The 22,662-nt window shown below is 63.9% G+C and carries 20 protein-coding genes and 1 pseudogene; 12 read left to right on the forward strand and 9 right to left on the reverse strand.

All coding sequences use genetic code 11. The features are described from left to right. Positions 1-80 precede the first annotated feature (80 nt). Together ACFI9K_RS04290 and ACFI9K_RS04295 are read left to right on the forward strand one after the other, a co-directional pair. A complete protein-coding gene (locus ACFI9K_RS04290) occupies positions 81-1,784 on the forward strand; it encodes an amidohydrolase (protein ID WP_283316681.1) in 1,704 nt (567 codons plus the stop codon). A 22-nt stretch (positions 1,785-1,806) separates the two neighbouring features. Further along, a pseudogene (locus tag ACFI9K_RS04295) lies at positions 1,807-2,958 on the forward strand (NDMA-dependent alcohol dehydrogenase). A 112-nt stretch (positions 2,959-3,070) separates the two neighbouring features. Here the strand turns inward: ACFI9K_RS04295 and ACFI9K_RS04300 are convergent. The 4 genes from ACFI9K_RS04300 to ACFI9K_RS04315 are packed head-to-tail and all read right to left on the reverse strand — an operon-like array spanning position 3,071 to position 6,568. Further along, positions 3,071-3,691, reverse strand: a complete 621-nt coding sequence (locus ACFI9K_RS04300; protein WP_283316680.1) for a TetR/AcrR family transcriptional regulator — start codon at positions 3,689-3,691, stop codon at positions 3,071-3,073. A gap of 38 nt (positions 3,692-3,729) precedes the next feature. Then, the gene (locus ACFI9K_RS04305; RefSeq protein ID WP_462662385.1) at positions 3,730-4,956 is read right to left on the reverse strand and encodes an NAD(P)/FAD-dependent oxidoreductase; all 1,227 of its coding nucleotides are present in this window, start codon (positions 4,954-4,956) and stop codon (positions 3,730-3,732) included. Continuing rightward, positions 4,953-5,276, reverse strand: a complete 324-nt coding sequence (locus ACFI9K_RS04310; RefSeq protein ID WP_462662386.1) for a 2Fe-2S iron-sulfur cluster-binding protein — start codon at positions 5,274-5,276, stop codon at positions 4,953-4,955. The genes ACFI9K_RS04305 and ACFI9K_RS04310 overlap by 4 nt, the downstream gene beginning before the upstream one ends. After that, on the reverse strand, positions 5,273-6,568 hold the full coding sequence (locus tag ACFI9K_RS04315; protein ID WP_462662387.1) for an alpha/beta fold hydrolase: 1,296 nt from the start codon (positions 6,566-6,568) through the stop codon (positions 5,273-5,275). The genes ACFI9K_RS04310 and ACFI9K_RS04315 overlap by 4 nt, the downstream gene beginning before the upstream one ends. Positions 6,569-6,698: 130 nt before the next feature. Here ACFI9K_RS04315 and ACFI9K_RS04320 point away from each other — a divergent pair, with 130 nt between their 5' ends. The 3 genes from ACFI9K_RS04320 to ACFI9K_RS04330 are packed head-to-tail and all read left to right on the forward strand — an operon-like array spanning position 6,699 to position 9,970. Next, on the forward strand, positions 6,699-7,748 hold the full coding sequence (locus tag ACFI9K_RS04320; RefSeq protein ID WP_462662388.1) for a hypothetical protein: 1,050 nt from the start codon (positions 6,699-6,701) through the stop codon (positions 7,746-7,748). A gap of 1 nt (position 7,749) precedes the next feature. Next, positions 7,750-9,069, forward strand: coding sequence for a cytochrome P450 (locus ACFI9K_RS04325; RefSeq protein WP_462662389.1), 1,320 nt, complete (start codon positions 7,750-7,752; stop codon positions 9,067-9,069). A 46-nt stretch (positions 9,070-9,115) separates the two neighbouring features. Next, positions 9,116-9,970 carry an SDR family oxidoreductase gene (locus tag ACFI9K_RS04330; RefSeq protein ID WP_462662390.1) on the forward strand — a complete coding sequence of 285 codons (855 nt, stop codon included), beginning with the start codon at positions 9,116-9,118 and terminating at the stop codon, positions 9,968-9,970. A 32-nt stretch (positions 9,971-10,002) separates the two neighbouring features. Here the strand turns inward: ACFI9K_RS04330 and ACFI9K_RS04335 are convergent, their stop codons facing one another. From ACFI9K_RS04335 to ACFI9K_RS04350, 4 genes are all read right to left on the reverse strand, one after another. Beyond that, complete coding sequence (locus tag ACFI9K_RS04335; protein WP_283317290.1) at positions 10,003-10,416, reverse strand: MaoC/PaaZ C-terminal domain-containing protein; 414 nt, start codon at positions 10,414-10,416, stop codon at positions 10,003-10,005. Beyond that, positions 10,413-10,871: a MaoC family dehydratase N-terminal domain-containing protein gene (locus ACFI9K_RS04340; RefSeq protein WP_462662391.1), complete on the reverse strand. Its 459-nt coding sequence runs from the start codon at positions 10,869-10,871 to the stop codon at positions 10,413-10,415. Before ACFI9K_RS04340 ends, ACFI9K_RS04335 begins: the two co-directional genes overlap by 4 nt. Before the next feature lie 57 nt (positions 10,872-10,928). Continuing rightward, on the reverse strand, positions 10,929-12,287 hold the full coding sequence (locus tag ACFI9K_RS04345; protein WP_462662392.1) for a flavin-containing monooxygenase: 1,359 nt from the start codon (positions 12,285-12,287) through the stop codon (positions 10,929-10,931). A 70-nt stretch (positions 12,288-12,357) separates the two neighbouring features. Then, positions 12,358-13,164 (reverse strand): SDR family NAD(P)-dependent oxidoreductase, encoded by an 807-nt coding sequence (locus ACFI9K_RS04350; protein ID WP_462662393.1) that lies wholly within the window; start codon positions 13,162-13,164, stop codon positions 12,358-12,360. A 161-nt stretch (positions 13,165-13,325) separates the two neighbouring features. Here ACFI9K_RS04350 and ACFI9K_RS04355 point away from each other — a divergent pair, with 161 nt between their 5' ends. After that, positions 13,326-13,928: a TetR/AcrR family transcriptional regulator gene (locus tag ACFI9K_RS04355; RefSeq protein WP_283317284.1), complete on the forward strand. Its 603-nt coding sequence runs from the start codon at positions 13,326-13,328 to the stop codon at positions 13,926-13,928. 280 nt (positions 13,929-14,208) lie between these two features. On the opposite strand, the gene ACFI9K_RS04360 is transcribed toward ACFI9K_RS04355, so the two are convergent. Then, positions 14,209-14,877, reverse strand: coding sequence for an SDR family oxidoreductase (locus ACFI9K_RS04360; RefSeq protein WP_283317283.1), 669 nt, complete (start codon positions 14,875-14,877; stop codon positions 14,209-14,211). Between the two features lie 238 nt (positions 14,878-15,115). On the opposite strand from ACFI9K_RS04360, the gene ACFI9K_RS04365 reads away from it, so the two are divergent. From ACFI9K_RS04365 to ACFI9K_RS04390, 6 genes are all read left to right on the forward strand, one after another. After that, positions 15,116-15,769, forward strand: coding sequence for a TetR/AcrR family transcriptional regulator (locus ACFI9K_RS04365; protein ID WP_462662394.1), 654 nt, complete (start codon positions 15,116-15,118; stop codon positions 15,767-15,769). 189 nt (positions 15,770-15,958) lie between these two features. After that, a complete protein-coding gene (locus ACFI9K_RS04370) occupies positions 15,959-16,864 on the forward strand; it encodes a phosphotransferase family protein (protein ID WP_462662395.1) in 906 nt (301 codons plus the stop codon). A 570-nt stretch (positions 16,865-17,434) separates the two neighbouring features. Beyond that, positions 17,435-18,712, forward strand: a complete 1,278-nt coding sequence (locus ACFI9K_RS04375) for an acyl-CoA dehydrogenase family protein (RefSeq protein WP_462662396.1) — start codon at positions 17,435-17,437, stop codon at positions 18,710-18,712. Then, on the forward strand, positions 18,709-19,461 hold the full coding sequence (locus ACFI9K_RS04380; RefSeq protein ID WP_462662397.1) for an SDR family NAD(P)-dependent oxidoreductase: 753 nt from the start codon (positions 18,709-18,711) through the stop codon (positions 19,459-19,461). Before ACFI9K_RS04375 ends, ACFI9K_RS04380 begins: the two co-directional genes overlap by 4 nt. Before the next feature lie 500 nt (positions 19,462-19,961). Next, positions 19,962-21,320 carry a homogentisate 1,2-dioxygenase gene (locus ACFI9K_RS04385; protein WP_462662398.1) on the forward strand — a complete coding sequence of 453 codons (1,359 nt, stop codon included), beginning with the start codon at positions 19,962-19,964 and terminating at the stop codon, positions 21,318-21,320. A gap of 6 nt (positions 21,321-21,326) precedes the next feature. Continuing rightward, positions 21,327-22,535, forward strand: a complete 1,209-nt coding sequence (locus ACFI9K_RS04390; protein WP_462662399.1) for an alpha/beta hydrolase family protein — start codon at positions 21,327-21,329, stop codon at positions 22,533-22,535. Positions 22,536-22,662 lie beyond the last annotated feature (127 nt).

Here is a 22,662-nt window from a genome sequence, read left to right on the forward strand (position 1 = left end):
CAGACCGATCGTCGATCTCGGCATGCATTGCAGAGCGGCGATCGGCATTCTCGCCTTCCTGACATGATCTTGGAGCCCCTATGTCTGATCCCACTGTCGAAAGCCGAGCCGGCCGGCTACACACCAACGCAACAATCTGGACTGCCGACGCCGACCGCCCCACGGCCTCCAGCCTGCTCGTCCGCGATGGCGTGATCACGGCGATCGATCCCACCCCCGAGGAGTTGGCCGGCAACGAGCAGATCGTCGACCACGGCGGTGCCTTTCTGATGCCTGGCTTCGGAGATGTTCACAACCATCACCTGCTGGCCGGCCGAGCCAGCTTGGTCGAGCTACAACTCGACGGAAACGCCGATCTCGATGAGGTGCTCGCATCGATCGCAGCCTGGGCCGAGAAGCTCGACGACAACGCGTGGGTCGTCGGCGGCGGGTGGGGAAGCCACCTGCTCGATGCGGTGTCCTCTCTCGAAGCATTGGACCGACTCGACGAGGCCGCGGGAGGCCGAGCGGTCATGCTGCGCGACGACAGTTGCCACAATCGGTGGGTCAGCACCCGAGCGATGTCTCTGGCGGGTCTCACCTCCGACACCGAAGACCCGGACGGTGGCCGTATCGTGCGAGTCGCACCGTCGTCGAAGCCGGTGGGCGTGTTGATCGAAGCCGCCCTCACCCCCGTCGAACGAGCCTATGCGGCAACCCAATCGGACGCGACGGATCTCGATGCCGCGAGCTGCGCCCACGCCATCGAGACGTTGCACAGTTTCGGTATCACCCACTTCCAGGACGCGGCCGCTTCCCTGCCGATGATGCAAGCACTCGCCACTCTCGATGGACGTGGTGAGCTGCGAGCCTGGGTCGTGACCTCCGCACAGATCAACGACAAGATTTTCGGTACGAGCCCGGTCGGCATGCCGCTCCTCGACGCTGCGGTTCGGTACCGCACGGAGCATCACCGACCCGACTTCGTGAAGATCTTCCTGGACGGAGTACCCACCTCCCGCACGGCGTTGTTGCTCGAGCCGTACTTGCCTGTCGAGAGCGATGACACCGAGTGGTTCGGTGAGAGCACGATGTCGCAAGCCGAACTGACCGAATGGCTCCTGGAGGTCGCGCGGCGGGGACTAGGTGCCAAAGTCCATTGCACAGGAGACGGATCCGTACGGATGGTGCTCGACGCGACAGCCGTCATACGCGACCACGGACACGCTGACACCGTCGTTCAGATTGCACACGGGGAGTACATTGCCGACGACGACCTACCCCGCATGGCCACACTCGGCATCATCGCCGATCTGTCTCCGCCCCTGTGGTTCCCCGGCGTCATCCTCGAGGCCATCTGCCGGTGCGTTCCCCGCGACCGCGCGCGACGGATGTGCCCGAACCGCACACTGCTGGACCTCGGCGTCGTCATGGCAGGCGGATCGGACTGGCCCGTGATGCCGAGCCCAGACCCCTGGATCGGAATACAGGGGTTGGTCACGCGGGCCGACCCATCCGGGCTTCACCCCGGAACCCTTTGGCCGGAACAGGCTTTGACGCTCGACGAGGCCTTGCACATCTACACGATCGGGGTAGCGAAGGCCACCGGACTGGCCGCCGTCACAGGTTCACTCGCTGTCGGCAAATCAGCCGACTTCACGATTTTGAACAACAACCCCTTCGCCGTGGCCTCTTCGGATCTGGTCACGCTCTCCTCGCAGCAGACGTGGTTCGCCGGCGAACTGGTCTTCGGACGTCACGGCTCACAGCACGGTCATTCCCGAGTAACGCCATCCGCAGTCTGATCGAAAGGAAGAAATCATGCCCATCACCACCCGTACATCCGTCCTTCGAGAGGCACCCGGCCGGTACGAGACCATCGAGGTCGAGCTGGACGATCCACGGCAGAACGAAGTGACCGTCAAAATGGTCGCCGCTGGACTGTGTCATTCCGACGACCACGCCGCAACAGGCGACGTCCCGGTCGTGTCTATCCGTACGCAGGCGGGCACGAAGGTGCCGGAATAATCGAGGCCGTCGGTCCGGACACCCCAGGATTCGAGGTCGGCGATCACATCGTGTTCTCGTTCCTACCGGCGTGTGGACGCTGCGAATTCTGCGCCCGCGGACTGTCCAACCTGTGTGACCTCGGAGCTTCGCTGCTCACCGGAACTCGCGCCGACGATCCCACCAGTTTCCGTATGCACCTCGACGGCAAACCCGTGGGGCAGCAGTGCGGCATATCCACCTTCAGCGAGTACACCACTGCCTCGACGGCATCGGTGGTCAAGGTCGACAAGTCCCTGCCATTGAAGCCGGCCGCCCTGCTCAGCTGCGGGGTGCCGACCGGCTTCGGATCCGCTGTCAACTCCGCGGGTGTCCGGCCCGGCGATACGGTAATCGTGATGGGCATCGGTGGCATCGGCGCAAATGCATTGCAGGGAGCCGCATTCGCGGGCGCGACCAACGTCATCGCCGTCGACCCGGTGGCGTTCAAGCTGAAGATGGCACCACAGTTCGGTGCCACCGCGACATTCGAGACCATGGCCGAGGCCACCGAATACGCACGGTCGCTCACCAACGGCCAGGGCGCCGACGCGACCATCATCACGATAGGCCGCATCGACGGTGGCCACGTCGCCGAGGCGCTCGATTCCATTCGCAAAGCAGGTACGGTCGTGCTGACCGGCCTCGGAGACCGACGGTGTTCCTGCCGCGCAGCAACATCACATCACCGCAGCAGGAGCCCCGGTCCTGCTGGGCGATCTGACCCTGATGCAAAAAAGGCTGCAGGGATCGCTTTTCGGCGAATCGAACCCGCGCCGGGATATTCCGAACCTGGCAAGGATGTATCTACGGGGACAGCTCGAGCTCGACAAGTTGATCACCGCAGAGTACACGCTCGACCAGGTTGCCGAGGCCTACGAAGACATGCACGCCGGAAAGAACATCCGAGGTGTGATTGTTTTCGACGACTGATGTGTTCTCGACTGCATCAGGGACACGGAAACGTGGCGACTCACTGATTCGATTGAGGCCCAACAGATTCGTCGCTCGGAGCCGGGGCCACGGTCGGTCGAGCGGCATTCAGTCATGAGGGACGTGAGACCAGCAGGGTGGTTGCGGCCTCGAAGGCGTCGTCGAGCCGGCGTCCGAGCAGCTCGAGTGACAGGTCGTTCTCCTCGCGCCACCGCTCGAAGGCGACCCGTAGAGCGCTCAATGCCCAGGCCGCGAGCAGTTCGGCGTCTCGGTGCGACCGCGGCTCAGGGAGCCGTTCGAAGATCACGTCGGACAGCAGTACCTCCCAGTCGAAGACTCGGTCGCGGATGCGCTTCATGAGGGCGGGAGATGAATAGGCCATCTCGGCGCTGATCCGCATCTGCTCGGCGAATCGGCTCGACGGGTCGTGGACGGGGTCGAACGCGCGCCGCAGAGCGAGCCAGATCGGCTCGTCGGCCGGGCGCTGTTGCAGTACCGAGCGGAAGGTCGGGCCCGGGTCGTCGAGCCACGCCATCGCGAGGTCTTCCTTGGACTCGAAATGCCGGTAGAAGGTGCGGCTGGCGACACCGGCCGCCGAGGCGATCATCTCGATGCTCGTGCCCTCGATGCCGCGCTCTTCGAAAAGTTCGCGGGCTGCGTCGGACAGGCTAGCGCGTACCGCCTGGCGGGCGATAGCCCTGCCGCCCATGGGGCGCTCGGACCGGTCCGTCATGGGGCACGCTCCTTGTCGGACGGTGGATCGGCGTCAGTTCAGCGTCGCGCGAACATCTGCCGAATGGACGTCGCCTCGTCCGTCAGGTGATCGATCACGCCAGGTACGGGCCGATCGAGCCAAGACTTCACCTGCGCGAATTCGGCCGGTCGGTCGACAGCTTCGATCCGCGCGACCCGATCGTCGACGATACCAAAGGTCATGAACGATCCCTGCGACGTCTCGCCCCTGGTCAGCCATCGTTCGACCCACGCTGCCGGGTCGCCGGCCATCTGGATCTTGACACCGAACTGATGCGACCAGAACCAGGGCGGGCCGTCCATGGGAACAGGGAGCCCGAGGATGACCGCCGCGACCCGTCGGGCACTGGCGGCGGCATGGGGTGCGGACTCCAGTCGACGCGTCGACCCGTCGGGACGGGCCATCCGCGCGCAGTCGCCGATTGCGAACACGTCGGGTGCCGACGTGCGGTAGTCGGCATCGACGAGCACGCCGTCGTCGACGGACAGGCCCGCAAGCTCGGCCAAAGAGACCTCCGGAACCATTCCGACACCGATCACGACCTCGTCCACCCCCAGATCCGCCTCGTCGGTGACGATCCGAGCGATCCGGCCGTCGTCGCAGGCATGAAGGCGCAACCCCGTCACCCCGGTGCGGACATCTACGCCGCGGCTGCGGTGCAGGGCCGCGACATGGTCGGCGGTCACCTCGCTGCAGACGCGCCCGAGCAGACGCGGTGCGAGCTCGAATACCGTCACGGCTGCCCCGCGAGAGCATGCGCTCGCCGCGACCTCGAGCCCGACGAATCCGCCACCCACGACCCCTACCCGGGTGCCGCGGAGCAAGCGACCACGCAGCCGCTCGACGTCGGAGTGCGTCTTGACGTGGTGCACGTTCTCGGCGTGCTCGGCGGCCGGATCGGCCAGGGCGCGGGGCCGACCTCCCAGTGCGAGCACCAGCATGTCGTACCCGACGGATTCGTCGTCGAGGTGAACTGTCTTGGCGCTCGTGTCGATTCCGCTCACGTGGCGACCGAGTACCAGTTCGATGTCGTGCTGCTCGTAGAACGACCGGGGCCGGGCGAGGAGCTCGTCGGCGGTCGTCGTTCCGAGCAGGAATCCCTTCGAGAGCGGCGGACGCTGGTACGGCGGCAGGTCTTCGTCGCCGATGAGCGTCAGGGGGCCGTCGAAACCCCCGGCCCGCAGCGCGGCGACGACCTCACCTCCAGCGTGCCCCGCCCCGACGATCACGATTTTCGGACTCACCATTGGCTCGCCGGGATGCGCAACCTGACGCCGTCGATGTCGGGGCCGACCGTGATCTGGCACGCGAGCCGACTACCCGGCTCACGTTCCTCGGATGTCGCGTCGAGCATGTCGTTCTCGAAGCCCGTGGGTGGTCCGACTACGCCGATCCACGCATCACCGACGATGACATGGCACGTCGCGCACGAGAGTTCCCCGCCGCAGTCCGCGACGATCCCCGGGACGAGGTGGGTGAGAGCGCTGCGCATGACCGACTCACCGTCGGTGGCGTCGACCGCAGTGACAGTGCCGTCGGGTTGTTCGAACTCGACCGTGCTCACGATGTGGTCACTGCTCTGTCGGCCGCTACCGCGTGTTCCGCTATGCGGTCGAGGGCTGCCGTGAGGTGCGGGCGAAATCCCTCGGGGTCGTCGGACGGGGTGAAGTGCGAGAGTCCTGGCATCGCGAAGAACTCGGCACCGGGGATGTTCGCAGCCAGCGCCGACCCGTTGTCGTCGGGCGTCAGCATGCTGATGTCGTGCTCACCGGTGAGGATCGTCAACGGAGTCCTCGCGGTGTCGATCAGATGTCCGTCGATGCGCAGGTCGTGACCGAACATGAAGTAGTCGTTGTCGGCCGGGTAGACATCGCGGTGGTTCGACGTGTAGATCCACTCCACCTCACGTCTGAAGTCTTCCGGCGCGTCGATGCCGGTGACATCGAACATCGTCGAGCCGACAGCGCCCGCCGCGACGCGTGGGTCGCGGAAGCGGTCGTTGTCGAAGGACTGCCACGACTCCATGTGGTAAAGCCCGTTCACCCCGATCGCGCCGCGGATCACGTCAGGGTGGTGGGCGCACAGATCGGACGCCAACTGACCCCCCACGGAGCAACCGACGAAGATGGGGCGGTCCAGGCCCGTCGCGGCGATGAAGCCGGTCACCCAGTTCATCAGCGTGGTCTTGTCGAACTTCAGGTCCTTCTCCCACCAGCGCGAACCCAGCGGGGGCAGCGACTTTCCGTGGTACGGCAGGTCGATCGCGATCATCGTGTACCGCTCCTGCAGCACGGGGTCGGCGAGAACGTGGCGGTATTGACGGCCGTCCGCTCCCGCGGTGTGCATGAACACCACCGGTACCGGACCCGTGCCCGCCTGCTCGTAGTAGACGCGGTATTCGAGCCCGTCGATCGTGTAGCGGACGTAGCGGCCGACCGGGTCGTCGGAGTCGGCGAACGGGTCTGCGTCCGCGACCTTCTCGCGGCGACCGGTCGCGGTCTCCACGCCGAGGCGGACGATTCGGTTCCACGCGCCGAGGTAGGGAGCGACGACAGTAGGCCAGTCGGCGTCGATCGTCGCGCCGAAGACCTGGGCCGACGTCATGCATTCGAGTCCCAGCTGCGGCTTCTCGACAGCCATGAGGTCCCACAGCACCGTAGGGACCGTGATGCCGACGGTCGGCTCTCCGGCATCGGGGGCCGGGTCGGACGCCGTGACTGCGCCGTCGTCCACATGCAGTTCCAGAACGGTCTCGCCGAGGGTCACGCGCACCGACCCGCGGAAAGTCTTGAGGCGCACCGCAAGTTCGCGGTCGCTCTCGAGTCGCGTCCGCAGTTGCAGGCTGTCGAGGGTCATGGGCGTGTCCTTCCTGACACTGGCGAAAATTTGTTAGTCACATATTGACTTGATGTCACACTATGACAGATAGTCATGGTGCGCAAGATCACAGACGCTCCAGCACGATCTCCCCGGCGACAGGATGACGATGACGACACAACAGGACAGGGCAGCTCTCCTTGCCACCGCGACGCGCGCCCAGCACGACGCGATCGACTGGATCGAGCAGCAACTCGAGGACGGCCGCCCCCGCGACCACGCCCAGAAGAACACGTGGTGGCGCGTGCCGTGGGCGCTGTCGGTCGCCGGAGCCTCGGACACAGCCGCTTCGGTCCTCCGGTGGGTCGAGCGCGACGCCCTGGACGACGACGCGGATCTGAAGCAAGGACCCGCCGAGTTCATGCCGGGAGCAAGCCCTGTCTATGAGCTCAGCGCCCTTGGGATCGCAGCGTGGCGCCTGGGCCGACACGATCTCGCCAACGCTCTGCTCGACCGCTGCCGGCTGTTCCAGAGCCCGGTCACCGGCGGGGTGTACGACCGGCGCGACCGTGCCGACGGCAGCGTGCAGGATCTGCTGAAGACCTGCCAGCTCGGCATCGCGGCGGTGGTCGCGGGCCGCCTGGACATCGCCCACCCGATCGCGGCCTGGGTGCGGGAGCTGTGGGCGCTGCAACCCGAGCTGCCCGAGGTCCTCTATGCGGGCCGATGCGACGACGGTTCGCTGCTCATCCCGGCGGAGGACGACTTCCTGGCCCGGTTCTTGCTGCGCGTCGATTTTCGCGTGCCCCTGCAGGCCTACTACAACCCGGGGATCGCCGCCGCCTTCCTGCACGACTTCCGCGCTCTCACCGGTTCCGACGACCGCGACCTCGCTCGCAGCTTCCTCGCTCTGAACGCCGGCGGCACCGACTCCCAGTTCACCGATCCGAACTCGGTGCAGATCTGCAAGTACGCCTGGGGCGTCGCCCGCGACGTCGCACTCGACCCGGTATCACCCTTCGTCGCCGATGCGGAGCGGATGACCGAGTGGTTTCTCGACCGCCAGAACGCCGACGGCTCCTGGTCTGCGTCGACCTTCGGATCGACCGAGGTACCGGCTCCCGTCGACCGACTGTGGAAGACCGCCGAGCACCTCATGGAGCTGACGTTCCTGATCGAAGCCCTGACCACTGCCGACCCGACGACCGCTGAGGACTGACATGACCGACGACACCACCACCTCCCCCGCACTGTGCCCCGTGACCTCACCCGAAGGCCGAGTCGACATCGACTTCGACCACCTCGCCCCCGACTACTCCGACAACTGGAGCGACCGCCTCAATCAGCTGGCCGGGTGCCCCGTCGCCCACTCTGCACATCACGACGGCTTCTGGATGATCACCGGACACGAGGAGCTCAAAGCTGCCGCAGCCGACTGGGAGCACTTCTCGTCCCTGCACGACGGCGTCGCGGGCGACGCATTTGCCGCACGAGACCAGGTCGCCTATCCCGAACCGCGCACTCCACGTGGCGGGTCGATGATCCCGGCCGCCTCGATAGCCCGCATGGTGCCGAGCGAGGCGGACGGGCCGATGCACACCGACATCAGAAGACTCGAAGTGCCGTTCTTCACACCGAAGGCAGTCCGGTCCCACGAGCAGCAGATCCGCACATACGTCGACGAGGCACTGGACGCCGTGATCGAGACCGGGCGTATCGATTTCGCAGCAGATCTGGGCCGGGTGATCCCGACGAAAGTCACGATCTCGGTCATCGGCTTCGACCCCGACGAATGGCACGACTTCGCCGCCGTGGTCCACGCCATGAACCTGCACGGGATCTTCTCTCCGGATTTCCCGTTCGAGGCGCTGTTCGCCACGCAGGCAAAGGTCCTCGAGCTCGTCAAGGCGCGCCGCGAGAATCCGCAGGACGATGTCGCCTCGGCCCTGACCAGGGGCTCGGTGCTGTCGTCACCGGTCACCGACGAGGAGGCGGCAACGATCCTCAACGGTCTGACGTTCGCGGCCACCGACACCACGACCTCAGCCCTGCTGCACTCGCTGCGGTGGCTCTCGGCGCACCCCGAGGAGCGCGAACTCCTGACGCGCGAGCCCAATCGGATCCCTGCGGCGATAGAGGAGTTCCTTCGCTATTACAGCCCGTTCTTCGGCATCGCCCGCACCGTTGCCGCGGACACCGAGCTCGGCGGGCAGTCGATGGCCGAGGGCGATCGCGTCATGCTCACGTATGCCGCCGCCAACCGTGACGCCCGCACGTTCGAAGACCCCGACCGCGTCGATCTCACCCGCTCCAACGCGTCCGAACACGTCGCATTCGGGGCCGGCCCGCATCGATGCCTCGGCGCGCCGCTGGCCCGCCTCGAGCTGCGCATCATGCTCGAGCGGATCCTCGAGCGGATTCCCGACTTTCACGTGCTCGAGGACGACGTCGTCGAGTACCCCATCAAGTCGACCATCAACGGAATCGACCGGTTGCCCGCGACATTCACGCCCAGCACGCGCGTCGGTGCCGTCCACTGACCTGCAACCCCTCATCACCAAAACCCCTTATCACCGTAGGAGAGTCATGAAGAGTGTTCATCGCGAGACCGGGGACCTGACCGGACGCGTCGTCGTCATCACCGGAGGCGGCCGCGGCATCGGCCACACCACCGCTACCCAGCTGGCCGCGGCCGGCGCACGGGTAGTGCTGGGCGACCTCGACCCGGCCACAGTCACCGAAGCAGCCGACTCCGTCGGCCGTGGCACCGTCGGAGCAAAACTGGACGTGACGAGCCGCGAGTCGTGGAGCGAATTCCTCGAAGCGACGGCCGCCGTCGGGCCGATCGACGTTCTCATCAACAACGCAGGCATCATGCCCATCGGTCGCTTCCTCGACGAGGACGACGCCATCTCGCGAGCAGTGCTCGACGTGAACGTGTTGGGCTGCGGACTCGGCATGAAGATGGTCGTGCCGGGCATGATCGCCCGCGGGGGTGGGCACGTGGTCAACGTCGCCTCCGCAGTCGGACGGCTGCCCTTGGCCGACGGTGCCAGCTACTCGGCGTCGAAGGCCGCAGTCATCGCGATGAGCGAGGCCGTCCGCGACGAGCTCGCCCACGACGGCATCGACATCAGTGTGATCCTGCCGACCGCCGTCGAAACAGCCCTGGCCGCCGGCATCTCCCACGCCAAGGGAGTCAAACACCTCGCGCCGGAGGACGTCGCACGGGCGATAGTCGGCGTCGTCCGACGCCCCAGAGCCGAGACATGGGTGCCTCGCTCGGGTGGACTCATGGTCGCCGCGTCGGCGGTGCTGCCCCGCAGCGTGCGACTGGGTCTGCAGCGGCTGATCAGTGCCGATACGGTTCTGAGCGATGCAGACACGACGGCTCGCGCGTCCTACGAGCAGGAGCTGCGTCGAAAGATCGGGCGGGCCTGACCGGCCGGCGTCTTGCTCGTGAACGGTCTCTTTCACTCGAGTGCGACAACGGCGTCGCCGGTGAGTGTGACGGTGCCGTCGGCGAGGGTGACGGCCAGTTCGATTGTGGCCGTGCGAATTCCGTCGACGTCGTCGATGGAGACGACTGTGCCGGTGGCGGTGGGCTCGGCCAGCACCGGGGTGATGGACGCGAACCGAACCCGGTAGGAGCGAATCGCTTCCTGCGGAACCCAATTGGTCAGCAGTCGACCCAGGTGGGCCATGGAGAGCATGCCGTGGGCGAAGACGTCGTCGAGGCCCACCGACTTCGCGACATCGATGTCGATGTGCATCGGGTTGTGATCGCCGGATGCGCCGGCGAACAGCGCCAGCGTGGTGCGGGAGAGGGTGCCGACGTTCAACGCGGGAAGCTCGGTGCCGACAGTGAGGTGTTCGAAAGATGTCATTGCCGGACTCCCGGATTGCGTACGACGATGACCGTTCGGAGATCGGCGACAGCGGAGCCGTCGACACGGGTGACTGCCGTGTCCTTGACGACGAACTCCAGTGCTCCGCCCTTCTTGGAATAGATGTCGGAAATCGTGGAGGTAGCGACCAAGGTGTCGCCTGCGTGCGCCGTCGAGTGGTACGTGAAGGCCTGTTCGCCGTGCAGGACGAACCGAAGATCGACCCCGAGGTCCGAAATCCACGGGAACGGATCGGGACCGCCCAGTTCGATGGAGAACAAGAACGTCGGGGGCACGGGCAGAGCCGGGTGCCCCGCTGCTGCAGCAGCAGTGCTGTCGAGGTAGATCGGGTTCGTCTCGCCGATGGCCTTGGCGAAGAAACGCAAGCGCGCGGCGTCGACGGTCATCTCGACCGGTGGCAACGTGGTCCCGACAGCGGCGGGATCGATCGGCATGCTTCAGCTCACCTTCTCGTACAGAGTGTTCACGGGCACCGACACACAACTACCTCATCATGGTCGATTCCGAGTCGCCGTAGAGTTGACGGCCTCGCGCATCGAACTCGCGAAGCCCGGCTCCAAGTCACTCCACTTCATCTGCTTCCGAACTCGGGCGAGGTGTTTCTTGTACACCTTCGCGTCGACGTAACCGGCGTGGCGCGGCGAGTCGACTAGGTGGAGGCTGCCGGCGAGATTCGGGCGGTCGTTCGCGATCATCTCTTCGAATTTTCTGGCCGATTCCGGTCGGGTCACCTGGTCCCTCAAGTACTGAGCAATGACGTTCGAAATGTTGTCGAACAGTGTGTATGCGCTCGAGTTGGTTTCGATGAAGCCGATGGTGAACAAGTTACGGTGGTGTCGATTGAAGGCGGTCAAATATTGCGCGGGGCGATCACCGTCCCATTCGAAGATCTCCTTGTCGAGATACGGAATTCGCATTTCGTATCCGGTTGCGTAGAGCACCAGGTCGATCTCGAGGCGCGATCCGTCGGTGAACACGACGTGATCGCCGTCGAACCGTTCGATATCGTTCTTGACCGCGATGTCCGCGTGCTGAAGATGATGCAGCAGTTGACTGTTGAGCAACGGGTGCGTCTGAAACAGCTTGTGGTCCGGTTTCGGCAGGCCCCAGCGGGTGACGTCGCCGACCAGTAGGCGAAGAAGTGCTGACAAGACCGGACGTTCGAGCCACATGGGCATCGTGATGCCCTCGTCGAAGGAATCGGCCGGTCTCCCGAAGACGTGCTTCGGTACGATGTGGTACCCACGGCGAACGCTGATGTAGGCGCTGTCTGCGAACTGAGCAGCGTCGCAGGCGATATCCGCCCCCGAGTTCCCCAGGCCCACAATGAGAACCCGTTTGCCGGCGAAGTCGCGCCCGCTGCGGTGGCTGACTGCATGCCGGATTTCTCCTGTGAAGTTGCCGCGATGACGAGGTACGCGAGGGTGCCAATTGGTACCCGACGCACAGATCACTCCGCGATACCGGCGGGGAGTCTGCCCAGCGGGAGTGACGATCCAGGTGTCGTCGTCTGCACGCACGTCGGTGATCGGGGTCCCGAACTCGATGATCTCCTCAAGCCCGAAAGTGCGTGCGAAATCCTTCGTGTAGTCGAAGATTTGAGCGCGTGACGGGTAATCACCGAAGTGATCGGGCATGGGAAAATCGAAGAATCCGGACACGTCTCGTGAGGAGATGAAGTGCGCCGACTCGTACATCGGGGTTCCAGGGTTGTCGATATCCCAGATTCCGCCTACGTTGTTGTGCCGTTCGAAATGATCGTATTCGACACCGTAGTGGCGCAGAAGTCGTCCAGCACTGAGCCCGGCAGGGCCGGCTCCGATGATAGCGACGGCCGAGCTTCGATCCATCGCTTCCGATTGTGTCGCGTTGCTGTGCATGCCATTTCCTTCAGGGAGGGGACTTCGGGGAGGGGACTGATCACGATGTCGAGGAGGCGAGGTACCGGAGACGCCCGCGTTCACCGATGCGTTCTGCCAGTGGAAGCAGAACAGGTACGAGGCGAGGGAACAGCTGTAACAATTTGACGCTGAGTGCGTCGGTACGCGGTAGAAAAACTTCGAGTCGACCGGTACGGATCGCCTTGTCGACGCCGTCGGCGACGTGCTCGGCCGTGGAGACCGTTCCCACGAAATTCAGCAGGCTGCCGTCGTGATTCGCCTCGTGGCGCAGCATTGCCGTATCGACCGCGCTCGGGTAGACACCCCCGACTGTTACCCCGGACCCCCGAAGTTCGAGGTGCAGGGCCGCGAGAAACGCTCGTAGGCCAGCTTTGGCTGCCGAATACGCAGCCGATCCCGGTAGTGGCAACACCGCCCCCTGGGACACTGTTGCGACTATGTGACCGCGACCTTGTCGAGTCATAACCTGCGCCGCCGCCTGCGCCAGGTGAACAGTTGAGGACAGCATGATGCGCAGCTGGCTGTCTATGTCATCAGGATCGGCGTTCACCACGTTGCCCGGAACAATCGTTCCCGCGTTGAGAAATGCGATCTCAAGATTGCTCGACCACTCTGCCGAGACCCGTTCGCGAAGAGATCGGACGGCGGCTGCGTTGTCGAGATCGCATGTGATCGGAACGGCTCCCGTAATGGCGTGCGCAGCGCGAGCGGCCAGGTCATCGTCACGGTCGGCGGCCAGAACCGTGTAGTCCCGGCCGGCCAGACGGCGTGCCACCACCTGGCCGATGCCCCCGGCGGCACCGGTGACGAGTGCGTACTTCTTCATGGTGATCCTCTCGCCAATAAGTTGGTCAACCGACCAAGTCAGTTGACACACTAGCCCAGTAATCCTGATGTGCGCCAGTGCAGAATTGCGGTCTCGGATATGGATCGAGTTGCGCGACCGAGAGGCCGTACGCTGATCGCATCTGCGAGGAAGGGGGCTACGTGGCTCGACTGACGGCCGAGAACCGCCGCGCGCTGCTGGTCGAGGCGGCTCTGACCGTGATGGCCAGGGATGGGGTCGCTGCAGCTACCACACGATCGATATGCGCCGAAGCAGCGATGCCGCAGAGTGCATTCCATTATGCATTTCGATCCAAAGCAGAGTTACTGCAACGGATCACAGAAATTTCGGTCGGTACGGTCACGACCGACCTCGATCAGCTCGCACTCGACGAAAGAGATCTGCGCACCACGCTCGTGGCGGCGATGGACCGCATCCACGAGTCGATCGTGGTCGACGCCCCCCGGCAGGCGGTGGTCTACGAGTTGACGCTACTGGACATGAGAGCGCCGGAGGATCCCGGATCTCTCGGTCGCTGGCAATACAGCCTCTACACTCAACGGGCGGCATCGCTGCTGGCCTCGGTTGCCGAACATGCGGATGTTCGATGGACAGTCGACCTTCACGCCCTGGCTCGACTGGTGGCCACTGCGATCGACGGGACCGCCCTTGCGTGGCTCGCCGACCGAGATTCCGATGTCTCGAGGGCGTCGCTGCATGTACTGGCGGACGCCGTGGTCGCCCTGGCTGAACCGAGGTCGTAATGGTCGGCCATGCTTGAGGAGCGGCGCTTGGCGCCAATGGTCGTGAGGAGCAATCGCGCGGCGTCGACGGTAATCTCGATCGGTGGCAACGTGGTCCCGATAGCGGCGAGATCGATTGCCACGGTTGACGCCAGCGGGAGCCGAGGGCCCTTCAGGCGTCGCGTACTTCACACACCAGAGGGCTGGTCACTCACGAGCCGGCACACATGAGCCTCCCCGCGGCGCGCGAACCGGTGCCACTGAACCGATGGTCGGTCGGGTGGCGACAATCGTCGTCTGGTCAACGGGCACGGACCACGACGTCACGAATATCGGCGTCGGACGGCGCATTCACCGCGTTGGCCACCATATTCGCGACGGTCTCAGGGCTCAAATAAAGCGAGGGGTCGTATTTGTCCCCCGCATACGCGATCAAACCCTCTTGCATCACCGTCGCGATACGCCCTGGGTAGATCGACGTCACACGCAATGATGGTTCGTCGTTGCGCAGCGACTCGGCGAACCCGCGTAACGCGAACTTGCTCGCCGAATACGACGCCAATCCTGGTGAGACATTGATGCCAGACCCTGAATTGACGAAGACCACATGGCCTTCAGCGGCACGCAAGGCAGGCAGGAGCGCCAAAGTCAACGCTACAGCACCAATAACGTTGACTTCCATAGTATTTCGCCACTCAGCCGCACTCGATTCAGCTACTCGAGCGGGGAACGCGACGCCGGCGTTATGAACGAGGACGTTCAACCGGTCAATCGAGTGGACGGCCGCTGAGAGTTGTTCGGTATCAACCAAATCGACTGGCAGCGCGGTGGCACCGAACCGCGTGGTCACCTCGTCGAGCCGCGACGACGGCCGCCCCATCAGAAACAGCCTGTGCGTCGGAGCCAGTGCCTCGGCCAGTGCCGTGCCAAGGCCGCCGGCAGCGCCTGTGATCATCGCGGTAGTGAGCATGTTGCCGATCCTGGCGAGCTGCAACTCGGGTAGCGCCCGAAAACCCTCGAATCGATTGGCCAACTGCCTACGCGCCCACGGGTGCGAACCAAAGATCTACGAGGGGACGGCAATGAGCTCCGCGCAACTCCGGTCCTACGAATCGGGAGTACGCACGGCGCAAGGCCCCGCAACTCGCAGAGGCGCGCGCACGTTCGGCTGTCATCGCGGGAGCCTGGTTAGGTCGTATGGTTGTTCCGTGAGCGCGCGAGACACCATCATCGTGGCAGCTGAGCGTTTATTCGCAGAACGGGGCATCGACGACGCCTCGCTGCGCGAGATCACTCGCGCTGCCGGCGAACGGAATGTGAGGGCACTGCAATATCATTTCGCCGACCGGCGTGGCCTAGTGGTGGCAGTCCTGGAATTCCATGCTCACAAACTCGCGGTGCAGATGCACGATCGACTCGACGCCCTCGAGCATGCGCCCGACTCAGACGCACGCAGCGTTGTGGAATGCTTCGTCGCGCCACTGTGCGCCATCGCGTGGACTCCACGAGGGCTCTGCTTTGCGCAGATCGCCGCCGAGGTGATCGGGCGCGCACGGCATTCACCCAGCGGAAAAGACGACCCGCTCCAGGTTCTCGTCGACGACCCGGATGGGGCAATTCAGCGATGGGCTCAGATGATTGCGCCTTTCATGTCGCCCCTGGTCAGCGGCGGACCGTTGCATCAGCGATTTGCCCTGTTGAGATTCGCTTATGTCGAAGTCGCCCGCCAGGCGCAGGTCGCCCATCCTCCGCGAAATCGGGCGTTGTTCGAGTCGCACCTGACCGACTTGTTGACCGCACTCGCGGAGGCCCAGCCCTCAGGCGGGACTATGGCGGCGCTGGAAGACCGGAACCGCGCCTAGCGCGAAGGCGGAATCGGCCGAACGCTTTACTAATGCACTTGCATCACTTAATCTGAAGCGGTGACCGGCCATCCGACAAGACCGAGTACCGAGCGAGATCTTGAATCCGACTTGAGGTCATGGTCGCGCCAACACATAAACGAGAAGGCCGACATTGCCGACCTCTTGCCTCTAGGAGGCCACGCCGGCTTGAGCTACCGTTTCGACGCCGTTTCGCCCGGCGGTATCAGCCGGCGGCTCGTCATTCGTCTCGCTCCGGCCTCAGGGCGTCAGGGAGGACCCGCCGACGTCCTACGTCAGGTTCCGCTGCTCACTGCTTTGAGTCGGGCCCAGCTTCCGGTGGCTCCACTGGTCTGGTCGACGCCGAGCCGAGAGCAGTTCGGTACGGATGCGATCATCCAGGAACGACTGCCGGCGAACTCGATCGATATGTTCGGACCCTCCCCCGCTTCGGCGGAAGAAATCGTTGCAAATCGAGTACCCCTGAGCAAAGCCGTCGAGACCTTGGCCATGTTCCACAGCTTCGACTGGCGACGCGATCTGCAGGGATGGTCTGAACCTCAGACCCCAACCTCGTTGCTGAACCTGACGTCGCGAGTTCTGGCCCGGTCCCCCGAGCCGAGCTGGCAAGACCACGGGCTACGTCTCCTCGAATCGCTGGCAGCGACACAACCCGGGCCGGGGCCGGTCGGGCTGGTTCACGGCGACTTCCAGACCAACAACGTGTTGTTCGATCCAGATGGTCCGCAGGTCGTGGCAGTGGTGGATTGGGAGCTTGCCGATATCGGACCGCAAGAACTCGACCTGGCCTGGGCCGCAATGATGGCTGATCCACGGTGCTGGGACACCAGCGTGGCTGCGGGCCTCCGAGTACGGGCCGAACCGGAAGAAGTCTTCGGCTGGTACGGCAAGGAACCATCTCCGCGCTTGTGGTGGCACTTCGCTCTGGCATGCCTGCGCTACGGTGCCATCGCCGCGTACAACGTGCACCTGAGCCGCTCGGGAAGACGCCCGGACCCCTTCAACGAGGCACTCGCCAGCACAGTCCCGGTACTCTTCGATCGCGGTCTCGAGACGCTGCACTCGATTTCCTAGACCCTAGGCCTGGCACACGAAACACTCAGGCCTGGTGGAGAAGTGTCGGCTGCTCCAACGATGGGAACCGGACGCCAATATTCGACCGGCGGTATCGATTCCGTTGCCTCGTTCGAGGTTCCGTGAGCCGTGCCGTCTTCACGTCGGGTGGGAAGGTACGAAATGCAATGCCGTCGAGCTCGATATCCTCACGCCGACAACGTCTTCGAGGTTCCTGGAGGTATCTCGTGGCCGCGTCCAAGGTTTGATGGTCCTGCGGAAGCGGCGGCCGGACAATGCATCCCGGGCAGCTCGCCGACCTGGACGTCGACTGCGTCGGGAAGTCGGTTCCCAGGACTCGATCACTAGCCCTCCTTGGCAGAACGACCGGCTACAGCGCGTGTGTTCGCGAATCACATTGTCACGGTGTGTAATTGCCGCAGTGAGAATCTCACAGGTAGCGCCAGTGTGTCGGGACGAGACAACACAGATGCGAGGCCCGTCACTCGGAGTCGTCCGAACCTCTTGCCCGAATAATGCAAGTGCATTACAGTTGCATTCGGAGGAACGCCCCAAGAGACGGAGTACACGATGTGGAGCTTTGAAACTGACCCCGAGTTCCAAGCGGAGTTGGACTGGATGGACGAGTTCGTCAGGGCGCGGGTTCAACCCCTCGATTACGTCCTGGGCAGCCAATGGAACATCCACGACCCGCTATTCGTGGAACACATCCGACCCCTGCAGCGCGAGGTGAAGTCACGCGGCTTGTGGGCCTGCCATCTGGGACCAGCGCTCGGCGGCCCAGGGTACGGGCAGGTCAAGCTCGCGTTGATGAATGAGAAATTCGGTATGTCGCGCTTCGGTCCGATTACGTTCGGTGTCCAGGCACCCGATACCGGGAACGCCGAGATACTGGCGCGATTCGGCACAGAACAACAGAAGCGCGCCTACCTCGACCCGCTTCTCGCTAACGAGATCGTCTCCTGCTTTGCGATGACCGAGCCGCATGGCGGAGCCGACCCCACCGCCTTACGCACCACCGCGGTGCGCGACGGAGACGACTGGGTCATCAACGGAGAGAAGTGGTTTGCCTCCGAGGCAGAGTTCGCAAGCTTCTACATCATCATGGCGGTCACGAATCCCGAGGCCGAATCTCCCCACAGGCGGGCGTCGATGTTCGTTGTCCCGACCGATACGCCCGGCATCGACATCGTCCGCAACTACGGCTTCTACGGAGAGAGCGGCGACAGCCACGCGCACCTCCGGTTCGACAACCTTCGTGTCAGCGACGACCAGATGCTGGGTCAGGAAGGCGCCGGGTTCGCAATTGCCCAGTCACGGCTCGGTGGCGGGCGGCTCCATCACGCCATGCGTGCACTGGCCCAAGCCACTCGCGCTCTCGAGATGGCGTGCGAACGAGCTGTCTCTCGAACGACCAAAGGCGAGAAGCTCTCCGAAAAGCAACTGGTACAGGAGAAGATTGCGGACAGCTGGATCCAACTGAGGCAGTTTCGGCTACTCGTGCTCGAGACCGCCTGGCTGGCAGACCAGGGCCGGGAGTGGAAGGACCTGCGTCGCCATATCTCCGCAGTCAAGGCTGTGATGCCAACCGTTCTCCACGACGTCGCAGCCCGCGCGCTCCACCTCCATGGCTCCCTCGGCCTCAGTCATGACGTTCCGTTCGCCGAGTGGGTCGTCAATTCGTTTCATGTCGGCCTCGCCGACGGACCGACCGAGGTCCACAAAATGGTGGTCGCCAAAGACATCCTGCGCGAGACCAAGCCCGGCAACGAGGTATTCCCTGACTACACCCGGGCCGCCATGGAGGGGCGAGCGCGCAACCTTACCCATCTTTCGACCACGCCATGAACGCTCGGGGCGACCTCGCCGGCCGCGTAGCGGTCGTAACGGGAGGCAGCCGTGGGATCGGTTATGCGTCCGCAGAAGCGCTCGCGGCGCGGGGAGCCGACATCGTCGTGGCCAGCCGCAACCTCGAGTCCTGCCAAGCGGCGGCCGCGAAACTGCAAGAGGACCATGGGATCAGCGCCCTGGCGTGCGCCGTGAACGTCAGTAGGTGGAGTGACTGCGATGACCTCGTCCACGCCACGTATGACACCTTCGGGCGGCTCGACATCCTCGTCAACAACGCCGGCCTCTCACCGACTTACGACGATTTGGCAAGCGTAAGCGAAGAACTGTTCGACAAGGTTCTGGCCGTCAATCTTCGCGGGCCCTTCAGGCTGATGGCCTTGGCCGGCGCGATGATGGCGGAACGAGAAGGGGGTTCCATTGTCAACATCGGTTCGATATCGGCCGTCAGACCCGAGCTTCGTGCGCTCCCTTATTCTGCAGCGAAAGCTGGACTTCACGTGCTCACCGAAGGATTCGCTCAAGCACTGGCACCCAAAGTACGCGTGAACACCGTTCACCCCGGGCCTGTCCTGACCGACATTGCACGCAACTGGCCCTCCGGACACGAGGAACATCTGGCGAGCAAGGTCGCGATGCGCCGATGCGCAACACCGGAGGAAATCGTAGGTGCGATCTTGTATTTCGCATCACCAGATTCGAGTTTCACGACGGGCGCAGCCCTCCGCGTGGACGGCGGCTGGGCATGACCAAGACCCACAGCGGAGATGCGCCGGCGGCGGTTGGCTCAGTTGGCTCACCGACCCCCCGAGAGGCCGGGCACGCGGGCGACCGAACGTGTTGCGCAAGGGATCGTTCGAGGACAACCGAGATGCTCGTCGCGTCAGCATCGACCGAGATGACGCGGCCAGCGAGCCGACGACTCGAAGTGGCTGGTTCAGTCATGTCCTCCGGGGTCCGGCTGTCGCATCAAAAAGAGTATGGCCCTGTAAAACACGCTTTGCGACCCGTGTCACGCGGACGCTGTGCTCTTGCATCCACCCATCACGAGTCATGGAAACACGTTGCTCAGCAGCGTGTTTGGCTCGGGAGCCAGTCGGTCCGTGGCTTTGCGTGCTTGCAGCCAGTTGTGGTCGAGGTCACACCGCACTAAACCTGAAGGTAACTGTTTACCCGTACAGCCGTCCCGCCGCGCGCCGCGTCACATCCTCGCGGCCGGGGTCGGATACATCGACCAGGAGAGTTTTTCATGACCGATATCGTCGAACGCACCGAAACCGCCCTGACTCGTTCGGGCGCTGACCGCGACACCCTGGTGTATCAGAGCGGTCTGGGCAACGAACTGGAGACCGAGGCGTTGCCGGGCACCCTGCCCCTAGGACAGAACAGCCCGCAAAGAGTAGCCCACGGACTGGTCAGCGAACTGATGTCGGGCACCACTTTCACCGCGCCACGGGCGTTGAATCGACGGTCCTATGCTTTCCGCATCCATCCCTCCACCTCACGCGGGCGATTCGAGCGGATCGACAACGGCAACCTGAGCACGCCTCCCTTCGACCTGCCACCGTCACCGAACAACCTGGGCTGGGGCTCGGTGGGCAACCTCGCCCCATCCGGGGACTTCGTCGACAGCCTGGCCACGCTGTGCGGCAACGGCTCGCCCGCCTCGCAGTCCGGCATGGCCGTCCACGTGTACTCCACGGTGACATCGATGCGCCAGCGGGTGTTCGCCAACGCCGACGGGGAAATGATGATCGTCCCCCAGAACGGGCGTGTCCGGTTGTTCACCGAGATGGGCAAGCTCGACGTCGGCCTCGGCGAGATCGCGGTCGTCCCAAGGGGTATGAAGTTCAGAGTCGAGCTGCTCGAGGACCGCGCGCAGGGATTCGTGTTCGAGAACTTCGGTTTGCCGTTGCGGCTACCCGAGCTCGGACTGCTCGGCACCAACGCACTGGCCAACGTTATCGACTTCCAAATCCCGGTGGCAGCCTTCGAAGACGAAGACGGCCCAGTGCAGATGGTCCACAAGTTCGCCGGCAACCTATGGTCGGCTGAGCTTGCCCACTCACCGCTCGACGTCGTCGCATGGCGAGGCAGCCTTTACCCCTACAAATACGACCTCGACCGATTCGTGGCGATCGGACCGGTCTCCGTGGACCATCCAGATCCGTCGATCTTCGCGTTGTTGACCTCGCCCTCCGACCCGATCCTGGGGCCCAACTTCGACGTGATGGCGCTGACCCCACGCTGGACGGTCTCGGAGCACAGCTTCCGGCCACCGGGCTACCACCGCAATTGTGTGACCGAATTCAGCGTCTTCCTCGACGGCGACTTCGGAGGCAAGGATCTTCAACCCGGTAGCAGTGTGCTGCACAACAACTGGACTCCACACGGTCCAGGCACCCAGGTCTGGGAGATGGGACGCGAAGCCGAGCTGTCGCCGAAGAAGATCGAAAACCAGAAGGTCTTGCTGATCGAGACCCGGTTCCCGTTGCAGACCACGGCGTTCGCCGAAACCCTCATGCCCAAGGCCAATTACGCCACCCAATGGGACGGGTTCGTCAAACAGTTCCAACCCGCCCCCACGAGTCACCACGAAGGGAACTAGATCCAGTTGTCTACCACCCAGCGATACGAGGTCACCACCGAGCTCGTCAACGTCGCCCACAACGAAAAAACCCCGCTCCGCGAGATATACGGCTTCGTCTCATCCGACCGCGTCATCCTCGACGGTGTGCGAATGGTGCCCAAGGGATGCCCGTCGGACACCCTGCTGATGTTCATGCACCCCACCGGCTCGATCAAACGCATACCGCTGCCCCACGTCATGGCGACGACGGGGATACACGTCCTGTGCGCAGAGAGCCGCTACGCCCGCAACGACACCGCCCTGATCATGGAAAAGGTGCTCCTCGACTACGGTGCCTTCGTCCGCCACGCCAAAGAGGTCTGGGGATACACCAAGGTCGTGCTCGTCGGGTGGTCCGGCGGCGGATCCCTTACTGCGCTCTACCAATCCCAAGCCGAAAACCCCACCATCACACACACTCCCGCGGGAGACCCCATCGACCTCGGTGGCCTGATCCCGGGCGACGCCTTCATCTTCCAATCGGCTCACCTCGGACGCGCCGAGATGCTGCGTGAATTCATCGACCCATCGGTGCTCGACGAGACCAACCCCGACATCCGCGACGTCGAACTCGACCTCTACGACCCACGCAACCCCCACAAACCACCCTATTCGCCGGAATACCTGCACTACTTCCGATCCCAGCAAGCAGCACGAATCCAACGCCGCACCACCTACGTCAAAGAACTGCTCGACCAGCTGACCCGCCGCGGAGGAATCGAGACCGACCGCGTCATCCTCACCCACCGCACATTGGCCGACCCCCGCTTCCTCGACGCCACCATCGATCCCAACGACCGAGAAATCGGAACATCGTTCATGGGTCCCCCCGAACAATCCAACATCAGCCCCGCCGGCCTGGCCCGATCCTCGACCCTGCGCGGATGGTTGTCCCAATGGTCAGCAGAAGACACCAATGCCCGCGCCGACATCTCTGCACGCGAGATCCACGTCCCGCTGCTGGCCATCGAGAACAGCGCCGACAACGCCGTACCCCAGCCACACACCAAACGGCTCTACGACGCCTGCGCCAGCACGGACAAAACCATGCGCGTCATCCAAGGTGCCACGCACTACTACACGGGCCAAGACGACCTCATGAACGACGTCGTCGAACTCACCCGCCAATGGCTCCAAGAACGAGACCTCCTCGAGGCCACCAACGGCGAGCCTCACACTGGGTCGACAACGTAGCCAGAATTCGTCGGACTTGCAGAAGCGTTGAGGTGCGCCGAGTTCGAGAGTGATGCGGAGCATCGATCGCAGTACGGCTGCCTCTACGCGCTCTCGACCGATACGGCCAAGAGGTCACATTGCATGA

This window comes from Rhodococcus sp. PSi06, from assembly GCF_054960675.1.